A 21,555-nucleotide genomic window follows, 5' to 3' on the forward strand; every position below is an offset into this window, starting at 1 on the left:
GGGATTGGGCTGAATGCGGTGAAAAAGAATCTCTTGCTGAGCAAAGGCTGGCGCAGGCGCCCGCAGAGGCCGGCGCAGGCGCTGGCCGCTACTGCCTGAGATGAGGGGACGGCGTTGGCCGCGCAGCGGCCAACGGGGCCGCGCGGGCGCGGCAGATGGGCGATTCGGAGAGCCTGCGCGCCCTTCAGGGCGCTCCGTCTTCGAATCCCACCGTTCCGTCCAGACAAATAAAAAAGCCTCCCGCAGGGGAGGCTTTTTTATTTGATTCTGGCGGAGACGGTGGGATTCGAACCCACGATACAGGTATAAGCCGTATGCATCCTTAGCAGGGATGTGCCTTCGGCCACTCGGCCACGTCTCCTAGCTGATTACTCAACTATGTCTCTGTAGCTAACTGCGCTGCAGCGACGAACGTCATAATATCGATTGCCCCCCCTTTGGTCAAGGGCGTGGGGCAATATTTTTGGATATTTAAGCTTTTTCCAGCTCGAACGCTTTATGCAGCGCGCGCACGGCCAGTTCCATGTACTTTTCATCGATCAGCACGGAGATCTTGATCTCGGAAGTGGAGATCATCATGATGTTGATGCCCTCTTCCGACAAGGTACGGAACATTTGCGATGCGACGCCCACGTGGCTGCGCATGCCCACGCCGACGACGGACAGTTTCGATACTTTCGCGTCGCCCGTGATGCTGGCCGCACCCAGTGCTTCGCGGTTCGCTTCCAGCACGGCCAGCGCGCGCGTGTATTCGCCGCGCGAGACGGTGAAGGTGAAGTCCGTTTTACCGTCGACCGACTGATTCTGTATGATCATGTCGACTTCGATATTCGCGTCCGCCACCGGTCCCAGGATGTGGTACGCCACGCCTGGACGGTCGGGCACGCCGAGCACGGTGATTTTGGCTTCATCGCGGTTGAAGGCGATGCCGGAGATGACTGCTTGTTCCATGTTTGTATCTTCCTCAAACGAAATCAGGGTGCCTGAATTGGCTTCTATTTCCAGCGGCAACATCGGGTCGGTCAGCGACGACAGCACGCGCGTGGGAACGCGGTAGTTGCCGGCAAATTCCACCGAACGCGTTTGCAGCACTTTGGAACCCAGCGAAGCCAGTTCCAGCATTTCTTCAAAGGTGATGGTCTTCAGGCGGCGCGCCTCGGAAACCACGCGCGGGTCGGTCGTGTAGACGCCGTCGACGTCCGTGAAGATCAGGCATTCGGACGCCTTCATGGCGGCGGCGATCGCCACGGCCGAGGTGTCGGAACCGCCGCGGCCCAGGGTCGCGATGTTGTCGTGTTCGTCGACGCCCTGGAAACCGGTAATGATGACGATCTTGCCCGCATCGAGGTCGCGTTTGACTTTCTCGTCATCGATCGACTGGATGCGTGCCTTGGTAAAGGCGGAATCGGTCTTGATCGCGACTTGCCAGCCAGCATAGGATACGGCTTGTTTGCCGATCGCCAGCAGTGCCATCGACAATAGGCCGACGGACACCTGTTCGCCTGTCGAGGCGATCATGTCAAGTTCACGGGGATCGGGTTGATCCATGATTTCCTTGGCCAGTCCAATCAGGCGGTTGGTTTCGCCCGACATGGCGGATGGCACCACCACGATTTGATGCCCAGCGTCGTGCCACTTGGCAACGCGCTTGGCGACATTCTTGATACGGTCAGTCGAGCCCATCGACGTACCGCCATATTTGTGGACGATTAAAGCCATAAGAGTGAAGTTTCCGCTCAAGAAGAATAAAAAAGGAGGGCTTTACTCTACATGCCGCAATGCAAAATAACAAGCTAAAAAGCGCATTAGCTCATACCAATTGTACATATGGAAATAACCAATCCATACAGTCCAGCTGGCTGGAGCAGCCACTTGGCGATCACCGCGAGAGTGGCCGTGGAGGCTGCCCCTGCGCTCAGCAGGAGAGCCAGCGCAAGGTCACGCGAGGACGGTCCAGCAGACTCAGACAATGGCAGTCGAGGCCGATACCGGCCGCATACAGCAATTGTTGCGCCGCACAGACAAGCGGCAGGCGTTCACGCTCCCAGGCGGGCACGTCGAACGCCTGGTAATGGTATTTCAAGCTCTTGGTGGGACGGTTCAGGGCCAGCTTCAGGCGTTCGCCGCCCTGGCGAAAATCGATGGTCAGTGTCTGTGCTTGCAGCCAGGCAATATCGATACCCTGGCCGCCGTCTTCCACCGCATCGAAATGCAGCACGCCGCCATACGCGGGAAAGGCCAGGCTGGCTTCGCCCTGCCACGTAAATTGCTGGCCGGCTTTTTCCAAGCCGGGAATGCCGGCATCGTCACGCTCGCGCATGCCGGCCAGATCATCGAGCTTCGGCGTCAGGTACAGCCGGTCGCGGTGGCGCCGCACGTGGCATTCGGGGTGCGTGACCAGCAGTTGCGCATCGGGCCGTGCCTCCAACAGTTGCGCCAGCATTTCCGCCAGCCATGCCGTCGACGGCATGCGCAAGCCGCGCGTGCCGAACCAGTGGCGCAGCAGGTTGTAGCAACGGTCCGCGCTCAGCGCGCGCAATTTCGCCAGTTCGATGCAGTCGCCATCGAGGCACATTGCCAAATCCTGCGTCGCCAGTTCAGTCAGCAGGCGCTGCGCCGATTGCGCGTGCTGGGCGCTGCGGGCGAAGCGTTCCTGGAAACCGGGAAAGGCCTGCGCCAGCACGGGCATCACCTGGTGCCGCAGGGCATTGCGGGCAAAGCGGGGATCGTCGTTCGACTCGTCGTGGATGTGCGCGATCGCATGCTTCGCCACGTACGCTTCGAGTTGTTTGCGCGACACGGAAAGCAGCGGGCGCGCCATCACCAGGTCCGGATTGCCCAGCAGCTCGGGCGCGCTGTTGGCGCCATCCATGCCGGACAGGCCCGCCGTGCCCGAGCCGCGCAGCAATTGCAGCAGCACCGTTTCCGCCTGGTCATCCTGGTGGTGGGCCGTCAGCAGCAGGCGCACGCCGTGCGCGGCGCACAATTCACCCAGGGCCGCGTAGCGGCGCTTGCGGGCCGCCTCTTCCGTACCCGTCTTCGCATTCTTTTCCAGGGTGACCTTGCGTGCCTCGAAGGCGATACCCAGGCCGGCGCACAACTGCGCGCAATGGGCCAACCAGGCATCCGCGTTCGGACTCAGGCCATGGTGCACGTGAAACGCGTGCAGGGCCACGCCGTGCTCTTGCGCCCAGGCATGCGCCAGGTGCAGCAGGGCCGCGGAATCGAGGCCGCCGCTGAGGGCGATGCCGACGGTGCTGCCGGGTGCAGGTGCGCAGGCGTCCAGCGCGCGGGCGAAGATGTCGGGCACGGTGGCGGTTTGTTGCTTTTTCATTCGGACTCCGGGAATGCAAAGAGGGACAGGCGGCTAAACGGATGGTGTCGTTTAGCGGACTGTCCCTGGTAACTCTTGATATTTTGTCGGCTTACGTCTTGTCGGCTTACGCTGCGCTAAGCCGACCTACGCCGACCTACGTCGACCCACGTCGACCTACGCCGACTTGCGCTGGCTTACTCGCTCGGCGTGGTTTCCTTGAACTTGCCGTAGCTCAGCAGTTTTTCGTGGCGCGCGGCCAGCAGGTCCTTGGTTTTCATGCCCTGGAACTGGCGCAGGGTGTCGGCCAGTGCGCGTTTTAGCAAGGTGGCCATCTGCTTCGGATCGCGGTGGGCGCCGCCCAGCGGTTCGTTGATGATCTTGTCGATCAGGCCCATCGCTTTCAGGCGGTGGGCAGTCAGGCCCAGCGCTTCGGCCGCGTCGGAGGCGCGCTCGGCGCTCTTCCACAGGATCGAGGCGCAGCCTTCCGGCGAGATCACTGCGTAGGTCGAGTATTGCAGCATCAGCACGGCATCGCCCACGGCAATGGCCAGCGCGCCGCCGGAACCGCCTTCACCGATGATGGTGGCGATCAGCGGCACTTTCAGTTCGGCCATCACATACAGGTTGTGGCCGATGGCTTCCGACTGGCCGCGCTCTTCCGCGTCGATGCCGGGGAAGGCGCCTGGCGTGTCGACGAAGGTGAAGATGGGCAGGTTGAACTTTTCCGCCACTTTCATCAGACGCATGGCCTTGCGGTAGCCTTCCGGTTTCGGCATGCCGAAATTGCGCATGGCGCGCTCTTTCGTGTCGCGGCCCTTCTGGTGGCCGATGACCATGCACGGCTGGCCGTTGAAGCGGGCCAGGCCGCCGACGACGGACAGATCGTCCGCGTAGCTGCGGTCGCCATGCAATTCGTGGAAATCGGTAAAGATTTCATTCACGTAATCCATGGTGTAGGGGCGTTGCGGGTGGCGCGCGATCTGCGCCACTTGCCAAGGGGTCAGCTTGGCGTAGATATCCTTGGTCAGCTGCTGGCTCTTCTTGGCCAGGCGGTCGATCTCTTCCGAGATATCGACGGCCGAATCGTCTTGCACGAAGCGCAACTCTTCGATCTTGGAATCGAGTTCCGCGATCGGCTGTTCAAAATTGAGGAAAGTCGTTTTAGTCATTGTACCTCCAGGTTTTACCGGCCACGGCGCCAGGGCGCGCGGCGTCATCTATGTTTATTTTACCGTACCGGCTGGTGCGCCGGGGGCTGTATCGGATGCGGCAGGGGCGGCTGCAGGGTCGAGACTGCGCCACAAATACCACGTCGCCACGGTGCGCCACGGTTCCCAATTGGCAGAAACTTCGCGCGCATCGCTGCGGGAAACGGGTTCGCCGGAGAAATAATTGACGCTGATGCCCTGGATCAAACCAGGGTCGTCAAGCGGCAAGACATTCGGCCGGAGCAGATTAAATATCAGAAACATCTCGGCTGTCCAGCGGCCGATGCCGCGGATCTGCACCAGTTCGGCGATGACGGCTTCGTCATCCATCTGGTCCCACTGGCTCGCGTGCACGCGCTTGGCCTTGAAATGGTCGGCCAGGTCGAGGATGTATTCGGTCTTGCGTTTGGACAAACCGCAGGCGGACAATTGCTCGGCGCCAGCCTTCAATACTTGCGAAGGCGTGCATTTCGGGCAAGCCAGCAGCAGCTTTTTCCAGGCGGCATCAGCCGCCTTGGGCGTGATCTGCTGCCCCACCAGCGAACGGGCCAGGGTGGTAAACGGGTCGCTGTGGCCGACCAGGTGCAGGTCGCCAAACTGCGGGATGAGTTTTTTCATGATGCGGTCGCGCTTCATCAGCTCGATCTTCGCCTCTTCCCAGTAATGCGGCACCTGGATCACCTGCGCAGCGATTACTGGCGCTTCCCCGTTTTCCCTGGACGTCGCCATCATGCGCGGCGCCAGTTGGTCGAGCCGTCAGGCTTGTCTTCAAGAATGATGCCTGCGGCCAGCAAGTCGGCGCGGATCTTGTCGGACTGGGCAAAGTCGCGCGCCTTTTTCGCCGCACTGCGCGCCGCGATGGCCGCTTCGATGCCGGCCGCCTCGTCCTGGCCGCCGGCGGCGCCGACGGTCGCCTGCAGGAATTGCTGCGGCGTGCGCTCAAGCAAGCCGAATACGCCCGCCAGGCCCTTCAATTGACGCGCCAGGGCGGGCGATTTGCTCTTGTTGACTTCCGTTGCCAGATCGAACAGGGCCGCCACGGCCAGCGGCGTATTGAAATCGTCGTCCATCGCTTCGCGCACGCGCACGGCATGCGCTTCGCTCCAGTCGATGGCGCCCTCTTCCACCGCCACGTCGGCCAGCGCCGTGTACAGGCGCGTCAGCGACAGGCGCGCATCATCGAGGTGCACGTCCGAGTAATTCAGGGGGCTGCGGTAATGCGCGCGCAGGATGAAGAAGCGGATCACTTCGGCATCGAACTTTTGCAGCACTTCGCGGATGGTGAAGAAATTGCCGAGCGACTTGGACATTTTTTCATTGTCCAGGCGCACGAAACCGTTATGTATCCAGTAATTGACGCTGGTGTGGCCGAACGCGCCTTCGGACTGGGCGATCTCGTTTTCGTGGTGCGGGAATTGCAAGTCCGCGCCGCCGCCATGGATGTCGAATTGTTCACCGAGCAAGGCGCACGACATGGCCGAGCACTCGATATGCCAGCCCGGGCGGCCCTTGCCCCACTTCGAATCCCATTTGACTTCTTCCGGCTCGGACTCCTTCGACGACTTCCACAGCACGAAGTCGAGCGGATCGCGCTTGCCCGTGTTGACGTCGACACGCTCGCCCGCGCGCAGGTCGTCGAGCGACTTGCCCGACAGCTTGCCGTAGTGGGGGAAATTGCGCACGGCGTAATTGACGTCGCCGTCGGCCCCCTGGTAGGCCAGGTCCTTCGCTTCGAGCTGCTCGATCAGGCGCAGCATCTGCGGCACGTACTCGGTGGCGCGCGGCGTGTGGTCGGGCGTCAAAATGCCCAGCGCGGCCGTGTCTTCATCCATGTACTGGGTGAAGCGCGTCGTCAGCTGGGAAATCGTCTCGCCGTTTTCCACGGCGCGGCGGATGATCTTGTCGTCGATGTCCGTAATGTTGCGCACATAGGTGACGTCGAAACCGGACGCCTTCAGCCAGCGGTAGATGACGTCGAAGGCCATCATCATGCGCGCATGGCCGATATGGCAATAATCGTAGATGGTCATGCCGCAGACGTACATGCGTACCTTGCCCGCTTCCATCGGGACGAATACCTGCTTCTCGCGAGCCAGGGTGTTGTAAATCTTTAGATTGCTCATCGTACTTTGCAAGTGAAGCGGCCGCCAGCCTGGCAAAACGACAGACAGGCGCGGACACCGGGGGTGCCGCGCCACTGAACTGCCGTGTGCGCCGAAAACTGTCGACCCGCTATATTGTTGTTCTTGTTTGTTAGAATTGGGGCGTTAGCGGTCAAGTATAACATTGATAAAAACCATACTGGCCCGATATGAATCAGGTTTTTACGATGTTCAACCGAATTTTCAGCTCTTTACAATTAAAGCAAGTTTAGAGAAAAATAACGATCAAGGACGCCTTCATGCAAGAAACCAAATCGAAACGCCTGTCTTTCCTGGCCCGCTTTTGCACCCTGTTTGCCGGCCTGACGCTGGGCAGCGCCGTCGTGGCGGCCGCTCCGGCGACCGCCCTCGACCCCACGCCCCATGTGGCCCTGAAAACCAGCATGGGCGAAATCGTGCTGGAACTCAATCAGGAAAAAGCGCCGCAAAGCGTCGCCAATTTCTTGCAGTATGTCAAAAGCGGTTATTACAAGGGCACGGTGTTTCACCGCGTCATCGACGGCTTCATGATACAGGGCGGCGGCTTCGACAAGAACATGAAGCAGAAAGCTACCAAGGCGCCGATCAAGAATGAAGCGCAGAACGGCTTGCAAAACGTCACCTACAGCATCGCCATGGCGCGCACGGGCGATCCGCATTCGGCCACCGCGCAATTCTTTATCAACGTGAACGACAACGGCGCGCTCGACTACCCTGGCCGCGACGGCTTCGGCTACACGGTGTTCGGCAAAGTCATCAAAGGCATGGACGTGGTCGACAAGATCAAGGCCGTGCCCGTGGCAGACAAGGGACCGCACCAGAACGTGCCCGTCACCCCCGTGGTGATCGAATCGGCGACTTTACTCAAGCCCGCGCCCGCAAAACTGTAAAATAGCGTTTTTGCGGCGCCGGCCTGCCTGGCGCCGCTGAATCAATTATTCATCCAATTTATTAAGGATCATCATGACCTCCGTCATCATCACCACCAATCTGGGCAAGATCACCGCTGAACTGGACGCCGAAAAAGCGCCGAAAACGGTTGCCAACTTCCTGGCCTACATGCAAGCCGGCCACTACGACAACACGATCTTCCACCGCGTCATCGACGGCTTCATGATCCAGGGCGGCGGTTTCGAGCCAGGCATGAAACAGAAACCTGCCGACACCACCGTGGAAAACGAAGCCAAGAACGGCCTGAAAAACGATACCTACACCCTGGCCATGGCCCGCACGTCGGACCCGCACTCGGCATCGGCCCAGTTCTTCATCAACATCAAGAACAACAGTTTCCTCGACTACCCAGGCCAGGACGGCTGGGGTTACGCCGTGTTCGGTAAAGTTACCGATGGCAAGGAAGTCGTCGACGCCATCCGCGCCGTGAAAACCTCGCGCGCCGGCATGTTTGCCGATGTGCCAGTGACCGACGTCATCATCGAGAAGGTAGAAGCCGCGTAATTCGGCTCTGGCATCATGAATCAAAGGCATTGCCGCGTTGGCGCCTCTCCATCTACATCACTTTTTGGGAGCGTTGAACGATGACAATGCCTGCCGCACTCTTTATTTCCGACCTGCATCTGCAGAGTTCGCACCCGCGCACCAGCGCGGCGTTTCTTTCTTTCCTGGAACACCATGCGCAATATGCGCAAGCGCTGTATCTATTAGGCGACCTGTTCGAATACTGGGCCGGCGACGATGACCTGGAAGACCCGTTCAATGCGCGCATGACGGCCGCCATCCGCGCCGTCAGCGATGCCGGCGTGCACGTCTACTGGATCGCCGGCAACCGCGACTTTCTTGTCGGCTCCGGCTTTGCCGCCGCCGCCGGCGCCACCCTGCTCAGCGAACCGCACGTGGCCACCATTGCCGGCCGCCGCATCGTCTTGCTGCATGGCGACGCCGAATGCACGAAAGACGTCAGCTACATGGAGTTTCGCGCCATGGTGCGCCAGCCCGCCTGGCAAAAACAGTTCCTGTCCATGCCGCTGGCGCAGCGCAAGGCCATCATCGATGGTTTGCGTCAAAGCAGCCGCGAGCATAATGGCGAAAAATCCATGGACATCATGGATGTCACCCCCGATGCTGTCGCGCAAGTGTTTGCCGAACATGCGAGCACCGTCATGATCCACGGCCATACGCACCGCCCCGCCCTGCACCAGGTCGACAATACCTTGCGCTATGTCCTGCCCGACTGGGAATGCGACGTGACGCCGCCACAACAGCCGCGCGGCGGCTGGATCGCCATCGATACGCGCGGCAACATCACGCGCCACGACCTGAACGGCGAGATCGTCGACTAGGCCTGCGCCGACGGCCGCACGGGTGTTTGTCCGATAGCCGCGCCCGCCTGGCCTTGCTGTAATGGCGCCATGCATACCGTTTACATCGGCACGGCTGGCTGGAGCATCGCCAGCGCCGCCGCCAGCCACTTTCCCCTCGATGGCAGCCACCTGCAGCGCTATGCCCAGGTACTGGACTGCGTGGAAATCAACAGCTCGTTCTACCGTCCGCACCAGCCCTCCACGTACGCGCGCTGGGCCGCCAGCGTGCCCGAGCATTTCCGCTTCAGCGTGAAATTACCGCGAAGCATCACGCACGAACGGCGCTTGCGCGACTGTGCGGCCGAACTGGATCGCTTCGCGGGAGAGGTCATGCAACTGGGGAATAAACTGGGCTGCGTGCTGGTGCAGCTGCCGCCCAGCCTGCGTTTCGAGGCCGACGTGGCCGCCGCATTTTTCCATGCGCTGCGCCAGCGCTTCGACGGCATGCTCGCCTGCGAAGCGCGCCACCCCAGCTGGTTCGAGGCGGGCGCGACCGAACTATTGACGCTGCAAGGCATCACGCGCGTGCGGGCCGATCCGCCTGCGGGACAGCCGGGGCCGCACATACCGACGACCAGCGTGGCCTACCTGCGCCTGCACGGCAGCCCAAAGATTTATTACTCGGACTACCCGGCCGACTACCTGGCGGCGCTGGCCGCCGACTTGCACACATCGGCGCAGGCGGGCAGCTGGTGCATCTTCGATAACACGGCGGCCGGCGCAGCCCTGTTCAATGCGCTGGACCTGCATGCGCGGCTGGCCTGAAAATACGTGTTGATTTTTTGAGACTTAGTGTTATAGTTAACTACAACACCGATCAACTACATCACGGAGCTTCGATGCCTACAGCATTTTTCACGCGCCGCACGGCCCCGCCCTTGTCGGAGCACATCCCATGAGCACGGAATGGAATGACAATAGCCCCATCTACCGCCAGCTCAAGGCCAGGGTGGTGGGCATGATGCTCGATGGCGTGCTGCAGTCCGGCGACGCCCTGCCGTCGGTACGCCAGGTGGCGGCCGATTATCAATTGAATCCCATCACGGTTTCGCGCGCCTATCAGGAACTGGTCGACGATGCCCTGGTGGAAAAACGCAGAGGACTCGGTATGTATGTCTTGGAAGGCGCCCGCGACAAATTGCTGGCCAGTGAACGCGAGCGCTTCATGCGCGAAGAATGGCCGGCGATGCTGGAACGCATCACGCAACTGGACCTTAACCTCGAGCAACTACTGCAGGCGAGCCGCGACAGTGGCGCACACGGAGAGAGCGCATGAATGCATTGAACAAGGACAGCGTCATCAGCGCCCGCGGCCTGCGCAAGCAGTATGGCAAACAGGTCGCCATCGACGGCATCAGCTTCGATATCGCGCCGGGGCGCATCGTCGGCTTGATCGGGCCGAACGGTTCGGGCAAGACCACCACGCTGAAAGCCATCCTGGGCCTGACGGGCTTCGAAGGCCAGCTGTCGGTGCTGGGACGCGATCCGCGCCTGCAGCGCGACGCGCTGATGGACGACGTGTGCTTCATCGCCGACGTGGCCATCCTGCCGGGCTGGCTGCGCGTGGCCGACGCCATCGATTTCGTTGCCGGCGTGCATCCACGTTTCGACCGCAGCAAGGCCGAGCGCTATCTGGCCCACACCAAGCTGGCGCCGAAGATGAAGGTCAAGTCCATGTCGAAAGGCATGGTGGTGCAGCTGCATCTGGCGCTGGTGATGGCCATCGACGCCAAACTGCTGGTGCTCGACGAGCCGACCCTGGGGCTGGACATTCTGTACCGCAAGCAGTTCTACCAGAACTTGCTGCAAGACTATTTCGATGAAAACAAGACCATCGTCATCACCACGCACCAGATCGAGGAAGTGGAACACATCCTGAGCGACCTGATGTTTATTCGCGACGGCAAGATCGTGCTGGCCTCGAGCATGGAAGACGTGGGTGAGCGCTACATCGAGGTGATGGTGGGTCCGCAGCACGTCAATCCGGCGCGCGCACTGCAGCCGATCAGCGAACGCAGCGTGTTCGGCAAGTCGGTGATGCTGTTCGACGGCGTCGCCCGCACCCAGCTGGCGGCCCTCGGCGAAGTCCGCACACCCAGCCTGGCTGACCTGTTTGTCGCGACCATGAAAGGATCGTACCAATGAGTATTTCCCCTGCAAACAAGATGCAATGGCTGATCCGGCGTGAATTGTGGGAACACAAGGGCATGCTGGTTTGGACGCCCGCCCTGATCGGCGTCGTCATGACCGTGCTGGGCGCCCTGGTGACGATAGGCACCATCGCCAAGACCAAGATGCGCACGGCGCTGATCGTCAATGGCGAAGAAGTGTCCTGGAGCACCGTCTTCAATACCCGCACCTTCGGCCCGCGCCGCACGGAAATCATCGACGCCGTCGCCAACAACTACACGTACGCGGCCGCGCCCCTGTTCCTGGCACTGGGCTTTCTCGTGTTTTTCTATTGCCTGAGCGCCCTGCATGAAGACCGCCGCGACCGCAGCGTGCTGTTCTGGAAGTCGCTGCCCATCTCGGATGCCCAGACGGTGCTGTCGAAAGCGGCCATCGCCCTGCTCGTCGCGCCGCTGATCGTGGCCGCCGCCGCCAGCGTGACCTCGCTGCTCCTGGTGCTGATCCTGAGCGGCGTGCTGGCGGTCAACGGCATCCATGTGTTCGCCGAACTGCTCGCCACGCCCGGCCTGTATCTGGGACCGCTGCGCGTATTCGGCTTGCTGCCCGTGTATTGCCTGTGGGCCTTGCCGACGGTCGGATGGCTGCTGATGGTGTCGAGCTGGGCCAAGTCGAAAGTCTTCCTGTGGGCCGTCGGCGTGCCGCTGCTGCTGCTCATCCTGGCCGTCTGGGCCGGCAAGCTGACGCAGACGGAAAGCGGCGTCGACTGGATACAGATGAACGTCATCGGACGCGCCCTGCTGGGCACCCTCCCCGGCAGCTGGTATCTGTTCGAGCCGGACCTGCTGCCGCAGATGCACGCGCTGGCAGAGGGGGGATCGCACGCGACGCGCACTGATGTGTTCAGCAACTCCTGGTCCAGCCTGGCCTCGCCAGCCGTGTGGCTGGGTGCGGCGGCAGGTACGGCGCTGATTTACGCCGCCATCCGCCTGCGCCGCTGGCGCGAGGAAGGCTGAGTCCCCTCTTCCATGATGGGAGGATTTGGGCGGCGCCCTGCACGCGTAACGCGTATGCCGGCCCGGCATACGCGCAGCGGACCGGCGGGGATCAGGCCCGCGTCAACCGGCCGATCACGCTGGCCACCTTGGCCGTGATCATGTCGACCGCGGGACCGTTGGCGCCGTGCGGCAAGATCACATCGGCATTGCGCTTGGTCGGTTCGATGAATTGCTTGTGCATCGGGCGTACCGTTTCCAGATACTGCTCGATGACGCTTTCCACGGAACGGCCGCGTTCCGTGATATCGCGTTGCATGCGGCGGATGAAGCGCACGTCGGAAGCCGTGTCGACAAAGATCTTCAGCGACATCATGTTGCGCAAGTCTTCGTCATACAGGGCAAACAGGCCTTCGATCACGATCACCGGCGCCGGCTTGACGGGAATGGTCCTGTTGGAGCGGTTGTGCAGCGTGAAGTCGTACTCCGGCATCTCGATCGCTTCGCCATTGCGCAAGGCCTGGATGTGCTGCACCAGCAATGGCCACTCGAACGCCTGCGGATGGTCGTAATTCTGCTGGCGCCGGACTTCAGGGGAGAGATGGGTTTGGTCGCAGTAATAGTCGTCCTGCATCACGACCGAGACCATGTCGGCGCCGAACGACGCCAGCACCTGCTGTGATACGGTTGACTTGCCACTGCCGCTTCCGCCAGCGACACCAATAACAAACGGTTGGAAGGAAATATTATTCATGCCGAATGATACCGGAAACGCGGGCGGACTGACAGGGAGCGGCTCCTGTCACGCGTCATGCACGAGCCGCACATACAGCTCGGCCACCCGCTCGGCCGTGATGCCGTCGCGCTGTTCCACCGCCAGCGGATGGCCGGTCGGCTCCAGCTCGAGGTACGGACGCATGCCGTCGTCGCGCAGGTGCACCCGGGTTTTCAGGTTCAGAGTAGCCGGATACACGGGCAGCTGCGTGCTGAGCCAGCCGAAGAAGGGGCCGATATGCGTGCGTCTGGCGTCATTGAAACAGGCATCCCACACATCGAAGCTCTCGCTGCTCAGCGACACCCACACGCCCCAGCTGAATGGTTCATCCGAGCCATGCACGGGGATGTCGATGGTGGCGCGCACGAAGCAGTGTTTTTCGTCGACGATGCAGGCGTCACTGTCGAGCTGGCAGCGCGTTTCGCGCTCGGCGGGCGCCATCTGCTCAACCAGCCACGGCGCGTCGGCGCCGAAGCTGGGCATGCCCGTGTGGGTCTCGCCGCAGGCGCGGCACAGGAAGGAAAAACGCATGCGTGAAGGCTGCTTATTCGAATTGCTTGCGGAACGCCTCGAACTGCGCCGCCAGGCCATCGAAGTCGCTGCGCAGCTGCAGCACTTCCTGTTCCAGCTGGGCCACCCTGCTGCCCTGCTGCGGCGCGCTGACGGCACCAGCGTAACCTGCCGCCGTCTCGATCTGCGCCAGCGCTTCCTCGCCGCCCAGCAAATGGCCGTAGCGCGGCTCCTTGGCGCCGGGTGCGACGGCCAGCTTGGCCACCAGCGGCGGATATTTGTCGATCAAAAACTGCAGGCCGGATTCCACCTCGGCGACGGACTTGAATTCATGTACGCGGCCGCTGCGGCTGCGGATTTCGCCCGCCGTCTGCAAGCCGCGCAGCATCAGGATCGTCAGGATGGCCAGCTTGTCCTGTTCCAGCGACCACTTGATGCGCATACGGTGTTCGTACTTGGCGACCCGCGCGCCGGCCTGCGTGATGCCGTTGACGAACTTGCGCTGCATCAGGCGCTGCAGCACGTCGTAGACGGTTTCTTCGGACAGGGCCATGACGGGGTCGCGGCTCGACAGCTGGTTGCAGCCGTTCGTCAGCGCGTTGAGCGAGAGCGGGTAGCTGTCCGGCGTCAACGCTTCCTTTTCAGCCAGCACAGCCAGCACGCGGATCTCGAAGGGGTCGAGCAGATTCGGATTGTCATTGCTTTTTTCGCCTGCCGTCACATCAGTATTCATGCCTGTATCCTTAATCAACCAGCTTGTTCATTTGCTCGGAATCGAATTTATCACACTCGGGCACGCCCTGGCAGCAGATGCCCGCCGCCTTCAGGGTGGCGAGGATGGTTTCGATGCGCTGCTCCTGCGCCACGGCGTGCGTGATCAGGCCTTGCAGGGCTTTCGACAGTGGATCGTCGCCGTTGGGCGTGACGCCGTACGCGGCAAACAAATGCGCCGTGCTGCCCTCGCGCAGGGCGCTGACATCCTTTTGCACGATGTGCGCGGGGTTGCCCACGGCCGTGGCGCCGGACGGCACGGGTTTCAATAGCACGGCGTTCGAGCCCACCTTGGCGTATTCGCCCACCGTGAAGCTGCCCAGCACCTGCGCGCCGGCGCCGACGATGACGCCGCGCTCCAGGGTCGGATGACGCTTGGCGCCGCTGTGCAGCGAAGTGCCGCCCAAGGTGACCCCCTGGTAAATGGTGCAGTCGTCGCCGACGACGGCCGTCTCGCCGATCACCACGCCGAAACCATGGTCGATGAAGACGCGCCGGCCGATGACGGCGCCCGGATGGATCTCGATGCCCGTGATGATGCGGGCGATATACGAAATGAAGCGCCCCACCCATTTCATGCGCCGCGTCCAGCACCAGTGCGCCCAGCCGTGCATGACGATGGCGTGCAGGCCCGGATAACAGGTCAGCACCTCCCAGCCATTGCGGGCGGCGGGGTCACGTTCGATGATGCTGTTGATGTCTTCGCGCAGGTGGTGGAACATAATGAAAATGGATAAGGTGGAACGCAAATGGTAGCGTATTCGGCGGCGTGCTGCCGGAGAGGCAGATAAACAACCGCCGCCTCAAGGGCGGCGGCTGATCAAGTACACTCAACCCAAAGGTGAAAGTGCCGGGGTCGTACCCTGAGGGTACGACCCCAGGATTTGCTTTTGGGGTAAAAATAAATCAGGCAAATGGCACGCTAAAGACTTGCCCGCTTATTTCGGTTCCAGCGCAATGCGCTGGCGGCGGGCTTCGTACAGACACACACCCGATGCCACGGACACGTTCAGGCTCTCGACGGAGCCGAACATCGGGATGCTGACGAGGATGTCGCAGGTGTCGCGCGTCAAGCGGCGCATGCCTTCGCCTTCGGAACCCATGACGAGGGCCGTCGGGCCCGTGAAATCGGCTTCGTACAAGCCTTTTTCGCCGTCGTCCGAGGTGCCGATCAGCCAGATACCGCGGTCCTTCAGTTCGCGCATGGTGCGCGCCAGGTTCGTCACGGTGATGTACGGGACGGTTTCGGCGGCGCCGCTGGCAACCTTGGCGGCCGTGGCGTTCAAGCCCACGGCGCGGTCCTTCGGCACGATGACGGCATGCGCGCCGACACCGTCGGCCACGCGCAGGCAGGCGCCCAGGTTGTGCGGGTCGGTGATGCCGTCGAGAATCAACAGCAGCGGCGGGCCGTCGATGGCGTCCAGCAACTCGTCGAGATTGCGCGCCAGCGACAGCTGCGACGCAAACGCGATCACGCCCTGATGGCGGCGCGTGCCGACGATTTTATCGAGACGCGACGAATCGACGGGCATGACGCGCACGTTGGCCGCCTTGGCGGCGGCGATCATGTCCTTCATGCGGCCGTCGACGCGGCTGGCATCGACGAAAATTTCTTCCACGGACGACGCTTCATGACGCAGACGCGAAGTGACGGCGTGGAAGCCGAAAATCATTTTATTCTTCATTTGTTATCGTTTCTTTTATCGCTTGTTCTTGCTTGATTTTGATACAGTTTTTGCTGCTCGTGGTGCCGCCGCAGCGGGTGCCGCGGCTGGTTTCTTGCTGCGCTTCGGCGCGGCGGCCTTGGGGGCTGCTGCTTGCGGCGCTGCCTTGGCTTGCGCCTTGGCGGCAGGTTTGGCGCCATTGGCACGGCCGCCGGAACCATTGCCGGATTTGCCGCCGTTGTTGCCGCTGGCCTTGATTTCATGGCGCTGCTCGGTCGCGGGACCGGGCTTGACCATCGACTTCTTTTCGCCCTTGCGCTTGCCGCCAGACTGCTTGGCCGGCGCTTCGTCGCCCGCCAGTTCCGCATCGGTCACCAGACGCAGGTCGATCTTGCGCGTTTCCAGGTCGACACGCGCCACTTGCACCGTCAGACGGTCGGTCAGCTGGTAGCGCTTGCCCGTGCGTTCGCCGCGCAATTCATGGCGCGCATCGTCGTACTGGAAGTAATCGGTACCGAGCTCGGTGACGTGCACCAGGCCTTCGACAAACAGGGTGTCGAGCTGCACGAACACGCCGAAGGTGGTCACGCCGGTGATGGTGCCGGTGAACTCCTCGCCCAATTTGTCTTGCATGAAGTAGCACTTGAGCCAGGCTTCCACGTCGCGCGACGCTTCATCGGCGCGGCGCTCGTTGGCCGAGCAATGCACGCCCAGCGCGTCCCAGATGGTCAGGTCCGTCTTCTTCGGCTTGCCGTCGGCCTTGTCCTTCGCCTGCTGCTTGCGCGTGGCGTTCGACACATTCGTGTTCAGCACGACCTTATCGGACAGTTTCGGCTCGTATTTCTTGCCTTGCAGAATCGCCTTTATGGCGCGGTGCGTCAGCAGGTCGGGATAGCGGCGGATCGGGCTGGTGAAGTGGGCATACGCCTCGTAGGCCAGGCCGAAGTGACCGATATTGTCCGGGCTGTAGACGGCTTGCTGCATCGAACGCAGCAGCATCGTTTGCAGCAGGGCCGCATCGGGACGCTGCTTGATCTGCTGCATCAGGGTCTGGTAATCGGATGCCGACGGCGTGTCGCCGCCCGTCAGGTTCAAGCCAACCTGTTTCAGGAAAGTACGCACTTGCGTGAGCTTTTCCTTGGTCGGGCTGGCGTGGATGCGGTAGGTGCCTGGATGCTTATTACGCAGCAACAAATCAGCCGCGCAGACGTTGGCCGCCAGCATGCACTCTTCGATGATCTTGTGCGCTTCGTTGCGCGTGCGGGGGATGATCTTTTCGATCTTGCCAGCGCTGTTGCAGACGATATACGTTTCCGTCGTCTCGAAGTCGATGGCGCCCCGCTCCGTGCGTGCTTTCAGCAAGGCGCGGTAGACGGCTTCCAGGTTCTGCAGGTGCGGCAGGATGTCCGCGCGGCGTGCCGCTTCAGGTCCCTTGGTATTGCCCAGCACGGCAGCGACTTCGTCATACGTGAGGCGCGCGGCCGAGTGAATCACGGCCGGGTAGAACTGGTAAGCCTTCAGTTCGCCCTTGTCGCTGACGACGGCGTCGCAGACGAGGGTCAAACGGTCGACGGCCGGGTTCAGCGAACACAGGCCATTCGACAGTTTTTCCGGCAGCATCGGGATCACGCGGCGCGGGAAGTAGACGGACGTGCTGCGTTCGAGCGCGTCGATATCGAGCGCGTCGTTCGGTTTCACGTAATGGCTGACGTCGGCAATCGCCACGATCAGGCGGAAGCAGTTGGCGCGGCCTACCTTGACGGGTTCGCAATACACGGCATCGTCAAAGTCGCGCGCGTCTTCGCCGTCGATGGTGACGAGCGGCACGTCGCGCAGGTCGACGCGGTCTTTCAGATCGGCGGCGCGCACTTCGAATGGCAGTTTTTCAGCTTGCTTGAGGGCGGCGGCGGAAAAGATGTGCGGCACATTGAATTTGCGCACGGCAATCTCGATTTCCATGCCGGGGTCATCGAGCGCCCCGAGCACTTCGACGATCTTGCCGACCGGCTGCTTGAAGCGCATCGGCTGCTCGGTCAGCTCGACGCTGACGATCTGGCCGGCTTTCGCCTTGCCCACCGAACCGGTGACGAGAATGTCCTGGCCGATGCGCTGGTCTTCCGGCGCCACGACCCAGGTGCCGTTTTCCTGGATCAGGCGGCCGATGACGTGGGTATTGGCGCGCTGCGTGACTTCAACGATCGTGCCTTCCGGGCGGCCGCGGCGGTCCGTGCCGACGATGCGGGCCATGACCTTGTCGCCATGCAGAACTTTCTGCATTTCTTTCTCGGGCAGGAACAGGTCGGCGCTGGCGTCGTCGGGAATGACAAAGCCGAAGCCGTCGCGGTGGCTCATGACGCGACCGGCGACAAGCGCGCTCTGGTCGGCCAGGCTGAAAACACCGCTGGCGTCAGACTTGAGCTGGCCGTCGCGCTCCATCGCCTTCAGGCGACGGACCAGGACATCCATGGAATCGGCATGCACTTGCAGCGTTTTCCCGAGAGACTGCGGGTCGAGAGGCGCGTTGACGCTGCGGAATATGCCGAGAATGTCCTCCCGGCTGGGGATGGTGTGGGTATTTTGGCTCAAAAGTATTTCTATAGTTGTTATTGACAGTGATCAAACGGAAGACAAAGACCGATGACATCACCGTCAATATTGACACGGTGATGTGCGGTAGTGTACCGGAGGACGCCTTGGTTTGCCTAACGCACAGCGTAGCGGAAACCGAACAAGTGCCCCGCCGATGAAAAAAAGGAGAAAAGCTGCGCAATGCATTTGACTTCGGCAAATATTGCTCTATAATCTCGGTCTCTTGCAGCAACAAACCTTCACGGGAATGCAGTTACAGGAAAGCGGTACAGGGTTGATGTGCAGTATGGAGCGAAAGCTCATCTGGCGCAAAACTCTTCAAGTCGCTATAATAGCAGAATTGCTGTAAAGTTATTTTGCAACAAGTACTCGAGCAGTAAAGTAATAAGTCACAGCAGCATCAGTGCCCACGTGGCGGAATTGGTAGACGCGCATGGTTCAGGTCCATGTGCCTTCGGGTGTAGGGGTTCGAGTCCCTTCGTGGGCACCATTACCTAATTCGCAAAAAAGCCGCAAACTTTCACGAGTTTGCGGCTTTTTTCATTTCCGATGCAGCACATAGAACGCCAAATAATTATCAAAAAAGAATATTTGCATTCCATTTAATAGTATATTGACATCTCCCCCATGCCACGCATCGCGCGTGGCTGGCAACAGCATTACGGAGAGACGTCATGACATGCAGGCCCGGCAAACACAAACGGATTCTTTTCAGCAGCCTCATCGTATTAAGCCTCGGCGCTGGCACCAGCCAGGCGACCGACTGGGTGAGCACCCGTTCCAGCAGCCCCGAAATCGTCAAACCGGCGCCCGAACAGGTGACTTTGCAGGTGCAAAATCCCCCTTCCTTTGCCTGGCCGCGCCATGCCAGCTATCCCGCGCAATATGTCGTGGAGATTTTGCCGGCTGAGGGCGCAGCAAGCACCCACACCGTTTCGCGCAACTTCCTGCTGCCGTCAAGCGCACTGCCGCCAGGCAATTATGAATGGCGCGTGAGCCCTCTCTCGACGTCCCCCGACTGGTCCAATAAGCGGCCATTTACCATCGACAGCAATTCACGCACTTTTGTCGTTCCCGAATCGTCCGAGCTGGCGGCCACCGTGCGAGCCCACCCGCGCCCGCGCCAGTTGCCAGCCTCCTTTGCGCAAGCAAGCGCCTGGGATGCCGCCATGAACAGCAAACGGCGCCCCTTCCTGAACCGCCTCGTGAGTGAGGTCAATCTGAATACCACCGCCGTGGCCAGCGTCCACGATGGCCTGTGGACCCAGCCCAACGATAGCGGCCAGTACAACCGCATTGCCAATGCCGCCGGCGCCGTAATCCGGCAGATGGAAGCGGCCGCCCTCCTGTTTCGCCTGACACAGGAACGCAGATATCTGGACGAAGCCATACTGCGCGGCGACCAGTTGGCCGCGCTGAATCCGGAGGGCCCCACCAGCTATAAGGCGCAGGATCAGGTCGCGCGCATGATTGCCCTGGTACTTGCGAAGGGCGCCGATTTTCTGTGGCTGGATCTGGACGCACCTCGCCGCGCGCACTGGCTGTCGGTCGCCGCGCAGCGGCTGACACCGATTTATGCGGACCTGTCCATCGCCGGCGGACGTCTGGACCAGTCCCCCATGGACTCGCACGGCGTCGAGGCGCTCGGTTACCTTGCCGCCACCTCAACCCTGCTGCTCGATGCCAGACCGGAAGCGCAAGCCTGGTTCAACTTCGCCGTGCGCTCGTACATGCATATCGTCCACGTCTGGAGTGGCCCGGAAGGCGGCTTTGCCAACGGCTCGGCGTATGGCCAGTACACCACCGACATGCAAATGCAATTATGGCAGCCGCTGGCCGAAGCCACTGGCGTCAGCCTGTTCAACAAACCCTGGACGGCGGGATTCTCCAATTATTTCATGCAGTTCATTCCACCGAACGCACCGCGCCATGTCTTCGGCGATGTCCATGAAAGCAAACCGGACCCGGCACTCCTGAAGGCATATGTAGCACGGCAAGCCACGCCAGCGGCCGCCTGGTACAGCAACCAGCCAGGCGCACAAGAAAATCCCATCACCCTGCTGCAGGCGCCCTACCCGCTTCCCGCCGATACGGTCGCACCCGAAGCACCGCCCAACGCCATGCTCTTTCCCAGCATTGGCTGGGCGGCCATGCATAGCGACATCAGCAATGCTGCCCGCACTTCCGTCTACTTCAAATCGAGTCCGTTTGGAGCCTTCAATCACAGCCACGGCGATCAAAACAGCCTGGTCATCAACAGCGGCAACAAACCATTGCTGATCGAAGCCGGCTACCAGGACTACTATGCATCGCCGCTCTCGAAAAGCTGGTACCGCCAGTCGCGCGCGCATAACGCCATCACATTTGATGGCGGAAAAGGCCAACTCGTCGAAGGCCATTACGAGACGCGCTACAAAAACGGCAAGATCACGGCCTTCACGCACGGTACGGACCTCGACTATGTGGAAGGCGATGCCAGCGCCGCCTACAGCAACGACCTGAGCCTGGCCAGGCGCCAGGTATGGTACTCGCGCCAGAATGACGTGGTGGTAGTGCTCGACAAGCTGACCTCCGCGACGGCCCGCACTTTCGAATGGAACATCCATGCACTCAATACCTTGTACCTTTACCCGAATGGCCGAGCCAGCATAGAAAATGGCACGGCATCACTTTGCCTGCAATCACTACGGCCAGACGAGGAGCAATTGTCCGGCTTTAGCGCCCCCAATCCGCCCCTCGAAGCCAGCCAGCAGCATGCCGCCTACGTCAAGACCAGCCCGGCCATGGCGGCAGAGTTCCTGATCGTGCTCGATATCGGCTGCAAATCGGTGCCAACTTCATTGCAGCCGGTGTCTGGCGGACGCTTGCTGCAGATAGGCACGCAAACCATCACCCTGCCCCAATAAGCGCCAAACGCCTGTTTTTTGCTAAAAAAACAGCTGCATCCATCCTCCGCTCCTAGGGAAATGCCTTTTTTCAGGTGAAAAGGGTATTTCTTGAAGAAAAGTACAAAATGTTGATTGACCGAATGCGCGCCAGCCCTTATGATTTTGTCCTCGCTGCAGAACACGCAGCGACAAGCAGCAAAGCAGCATCAGTGCCCACGTGGCGGAATTGGTAGACGCGCATGGTTCAGGTCCA

At 61.1% G+C, this 21,555-nt stretch carries 19 protein-coding genes and 2 tRNA genes; 9 read left to right on the top strand and 12 right to left on the bottom strand.

Annotation, left to right across the window (positions count from 1 at the left end; translation table 11 throughout):
* Positions 1 to 268: 268 nt before the first annotated feature.
* The 6 genes from JAB8_RS12775 to cysS all read right to left on the bottom strand — a co-directional run bounded on the left by JAB8_RS12775 (position 269) and on the right by cysS (position 6,647).
* Positions 269 to 361 (bottom strand) — tRNA-Ser (locus JAB8_RS12775).
* Positions 362 to 471: 110 nt separating this feature from the next.
* The gene (locus JAB8_RS12780; RefSeq protein ID WP_070221317.1) at positions 472 to 1,719 is read right to left on the bottom strand and encodes an aspartate kinase; all 1,248 of its coding nucleotides are present in this window, start codon (positions 1,717 to 1,719) and stop codon (positions 472 to 474) included.
* Positions 1,720 to 1,915: 196 nt separating this feature from the next.
* Positions 1,916 to 3,334 carry a tRNA lysidine(34) synthetase TilS gene (tilS, locus tag JAB8_RS12785; RefSeq protein ID WP_070289826.1) on the bottom strand — a complete coding sequence of 473 codons (1,419 nt, stop codon included), beginning with the start codon at positions 3,332 to 3,334 and terminating at the stop codon, positions 1,916 to 1,918.
* 176 nt (positions 3,335 to 3,510) lie between these two features.
* Positions 3,511 to 4,485: an acetyl-CoA carboxylase carboxyltransferase subunit alpha gene (locus JAB8_RS12790; protein ID WP_034784047.1), complete on the bottom strand. Its 975-nt coding sequence runs from the start codon at positions 4,483 to 4,485 to the stop codon at positions 3,511 to 3,513.
* A gap of 54 nt (positions 4,486 to 4,539) precedes the next feature.
* On the bottom strand, positions 4,540 to 5,253 hold the full coding sequence (locus JAB8_RS12795) for a DNA-3-methyladenine glycosylase (RefSeq protein WP_070221359.1): 714 nt from the start codon (positions 5,251 to 5,253) through the stop codon (positions 4,540 to 4,542).
* The gene (gene cysS / locus JAB8_RS12800; protein ID WP_070289829.1) at positions 5,253 to 6,647 is read right to left on the bottom strand and encodes a cysteine--tRNA ligase; all 1,395 of its coding nucleotides are present in this window, start codon (positions 6,645 to 6,647) and stop codon (positions 5,253 to 5,255) included. Before cysS ends, JAB8_RS12795 begins: the two co-directional genes overlap by 1 nt.
* A 278-nt stretch (positions 6,648 to 6,925) precedes the next feature.
* Between cysS and JAB8_RS12805 the strand changes: the two genes are divergently transcribed.
* From JAB8_RS12805 to JAB8_RS12835, 7 genes are all read left to right on the top strand, one after another.
* A complete protein-coding gene (locus JAB8_RS12805) occupies positions 6,926 to 7,555 on the top strand; it encodes a peptidylprolyl isomerase (RefSeq protein WP_175445191.1) in 630 nt (209 codons plus the stop codon).
* Positions 7,556 to 7,628: 73 nt separating this feature from the next.
* Positions 7,629 to 8,120, top strand: a complete 492-nt coding sequence (locus JAB8_RS12810; RefSeq protein ID WP_070289832.1) for a peptidylprolyl isomerase — start codon at positions 7,629 to 7,631, stop codon at positions 8,118 to 8,120.
* Positions 8,121 to 8,206: 86 nt separating this feature from the next.
* Complete coding sequence (locus tag JAB8_RS12815; RefSeq protein ID WP_070221313.1) at positions 8,207 to 8,962, top strand: UDP-2,3-diacylglucosamine diphosphatase; 756 nt, start codon at positions 8,207 to 8,209, stop codon at positions 8,960 to 8,962.
* A gap of 69 nt (positions 8,963 to 9,031) precedes the next feature.
* Entirely contained in the window at positions 9,032 to 9,748 is a 717-nt protein-coding gene (locus JAB8_RS12820) for a DUF72 domain-containing protein (protein WP_070289835.1), read from the top strand.
* A gap of 130 nt (positions 9,749 to 9,878) precedes the next feature.
* Positions 9,879 to 10,259 carry a GntR family transcriptional regulator gene (locus JAB8_RS12825; protein ID WP_070289838.1) on the top strand — a complete coding sequence of 127 codons (381 nt, stop codon included), beginning with the start codon at positions 9,879 to 9,881 and terminating at the stop codon, positions 10,257 to 10,259.
* Positions 10,256 to 11,128 (top strand): ABC transporter ATP-binding protein, encoded by an 873-nt coding sequence (locus JAB8_RS12830; RefSeq protein ID WP_070289841.1) that lies wholly within the window; start codon positions 10,256 to 10,258, stop codon positions 11,126 to 11,128. The genes JAB8_RS12825 and JAB8_RS12830 overlap by 4 nt, the downstream gene beginning before the upstream one ends.
* Complete coding sequence (locus tag JAB8_RS12835; protein WP_070289842.1) at positions 11,125 to 12,126, top strand: hypothetical protein; 1,002 nt, start codon at positions 11,125 to 11,127, stop codon at positions 12,124 to 12,126. The genes JAB8_RS12830 and JAB8_RS12835 overlap by 4 nt, the downstream gene beginning before the upstream one ends.
* A 91-nt stretch (positions 12,127 to 12,217) precedes the next feature.
* Here JAB8_RS12835 and udk read toward each other — a convergent pair whose 3' ends face one another.
* From udk to rnr, 6 genes are all read right to left on the bottom strand, one after another.
* Entirely contained in the window at positions 12,218 to 12,859 is a 642-nt protein-coding gene (gene udk / locus JAB8_RS12840; RefSeq protein WP_070221308.1) for a uridine kinase, read from the bottom strand.
* A 48-nt stretch (positions 12,860 to 12,907) separates the two neighbouring features.
* Positions 12,908 to 13,411: a DUF2199 domain-containing protein gene (locus JAB8_RS12845; protein ID WP_070289844.1), complete on the bottom strand. Its 504-nt coding sequence runs from the start codon at positions 13,409 to 13,411 to the stop codon at positions 12,908 to 12,910.
* A gap of 13 nt (positions 13,412 to 13,424) precedes the next feature.
* Positions 13,425 to 14,123, bottom strand: coding sequence for a YceH family protein (locus tag JAB8_RS12850; RefSeq protein WP_070221306.1), 699 nt, complete (start codon positions 14,121 to 14,123; stop codon positions 13,425 to 13,427).
* A 10-nt stretch (positions 14,124 to 14,133) separates the two neighbouring features.
* Positions 14,134 to 14,883 (bottom strand): serine O-acetyltransferase, encoded by a 750-nt coding sequence (gene cysE / locus JAB8_RS12855; protein WP_034756915.1) that lies wholly within the window; start codon positions 14,881 to 14,883, stop codon positions 14,134 to 14,136.
* A 216-nt stretch (positions 14,884 to 15,099) separates the two neighbouring features.
* Positions 15,100 to 15,846 carry a 23S rRNA (guanosine(2251)-2'-O)-methyltransferase RlmB gene (gene rlmB / locus JAB8_RS12860; RefSeq protein ID WP_070289845.1) on the bottom strand — a complete coding sequence of 249 codons (747 nt, stop codon included), beginning with the start codon at positions 15,844 to 15,846 and terminating at the stop codon, positions 15,100 to 15,102.
* Positions 15,847 to 15,861: 15 nt separating this feature from the next.
* Positions 15,862 to 18,411, bottom strand: a complete 2,550-nt coding sequence (gene rnr, locus JAB8_RS12865) for a ribonuclease R (protein ID WP_070221305.1) — start codon at positions 18,409 to 18,411, stop codon at positions 15,862 to 15,864.
* A 408-nt stretch (positions 18,412 to 18,819) separates the two neighbouring features.
* Between rnr and JAB8_RS12870 the strand changes: the two genes are divergently transcribed.
* Both JAB8_RS12870 and JAB8_RS12875 read left to right on the top strand, forming a co-directional pair.
* Positions 18,820 to 18,904 (top strand) — tRNA-Leu (locus tag JAB8_RS12870).
* Positions 18,905 to 19,181: 277 nt separating this feature from the next.
* Positions 19,182 to 21,320: a heparinase II/III family protein gene (locus JAB8_RS12875; protein ID WP_254679510.1), complete on the top strand. Its 2,139-nt coding sequence runs from the start codon at positions 19,182 to 19,184 to the stop codon at positions 21,318 to 21,320.
* The last annotated feature ends 235 nt before the right edge of the window (positions 21,321 to 21,555 follow it).

The sequence above is a fragment of the Janthinobacterium sp. HH106 genome, assembly GCF_001758725.1.
Classification (GTDB): Bacteria; Pseudomonadota; Gammaproteobacteria; order Burkholderiales; family Burkholderiaceae_D; genus Janthinobacterium.

What these genes read in the sequence shown, in the direction of transcription:
- JAB8_RS12830 (WP_070289841.1), top strand. Translation starts at nt 10,256, where the DNA reads ATGAATGCATTGAACAAGGACAGCGTCATCAGCGCCCGCGGCCTGCGC.
- cysE (WP_034756915.1), bottom strand. Translation starts at nt 14,883, where the DNA reads ATGTTCCACCACCTGCGCGAAGACATCAACAGCATCATCGAACGTGAC.
- udk (WP_070221308.1), bottom strand. Translation starts at nt 12,859, where the DNA reads ATGAATAATATTTCCTTCCAACCGTTTGTTATTGGTGTCGCTGGCGGA.
- JAB8_RS12805 (WP_175445191.1), top strand. Translation starts at nt 6,926, where the DNA reads ATGCAAGAAACCAAATCGAAACGCCTGTCTTTCCTGGCCCGCTTTTGC.
- rlmB (WP_070289845.1), bottom strand. Translation starts at nt 15,846, where the DNA reads ATGAAGAATAAAATGATTTTCGGCTTCCACGCCGTCACTTCGCGTCTG.
- JAB8_RS12835 (WP_070289842.1), top strand. Translation starts at nt 11,125, where the DNA reads ATGAGTATTTCCCCTGCAAACAAGATGCAATGGCTGATCCGGCGTGAA.
- JAB8_RS12845 (WP_070289844.1), bottom strand. Translation starts at nt 13,411, where the DNA reads ATGCGTTTTTCCTTCCTGTGCCGCGCCTGCGGCGAGACCCACACGGGC.
- JAB8_RS12795 (WP_070221359.1), bottom strand. Translation starts at nt 5,253, where the DNA reads ATGGCGACGTCCAGGGAAAACGGGGAAGCGCCAGTAATCGCTGCGCAG.
- cysS (WP_070289829.1), bottom strand. Translation starts at nt 6,647, where the DNA reads ATGAGCAATCTAAAGATTTACAACACCCTGGCTCGCGAGAAGCAGGTA.
- JAB8_RS12820 (WP_070289835.1), top strand. Translation starts at nt 9,032, where the DNA reads ATGCATACCGTTTACATCGGCACGGCTGGCTGGAGCATCGCCAGCGCC.
- tilS (WP_070289826.1), bottom strand. Translation starts at nt 3,334, where the DNA reads ATGAAAAAGCAACAAACCGCCACCGTGCCCGACATCTTCGCCCGCGCG.
- JAB8_RS12780 (WP_070221317.1), bottom strand. Translation starts at nt 1,719, where the DNA reads ATGGCTTTAATCGTCCACAAATATGGCGGTACGTCGATGGGCTCGACT.
- JAB8_RS12810 (WP_070289832.1), top strand. Translation starts at nt 7,629, where the DNA reads ATGACCTCCGTCATCATCACCACCAATCTGGGCAAGATCACCGCTGAA.
- JAB8_RS12790 (WP_034784047.1), bottom strand. Translation starts at nt 4,485, where the DNA reads ATGACTAAAACGACTTTCCTCAATTTTGAACAGCCGATCGCGGAACTC.
- JAB8_RS12825 (WP_070289838.1), top strand. Translation starts at nt 9,879, where the DNA reads ATGAGCACGGAATGGAATGACAATAGCCCCATCTACCGCCAGCTCAAG.
- JAB8_RS12850 (WP_070221306.1), bottom strand. Translation starts at nt 14,123, where the DNA reads ATGAATACTGATGTGACGGCAGGCGAAAAAAGCAATGACAATCCGAAT.
- JAB8_RS12815 (WP_070221313.1), top strand. Translation starts at nt 8,207, where the DNA reads ATGCCTGCCGCACTCTTTATTTCCGACCTGCATCTGCAGAGTTCGCAC.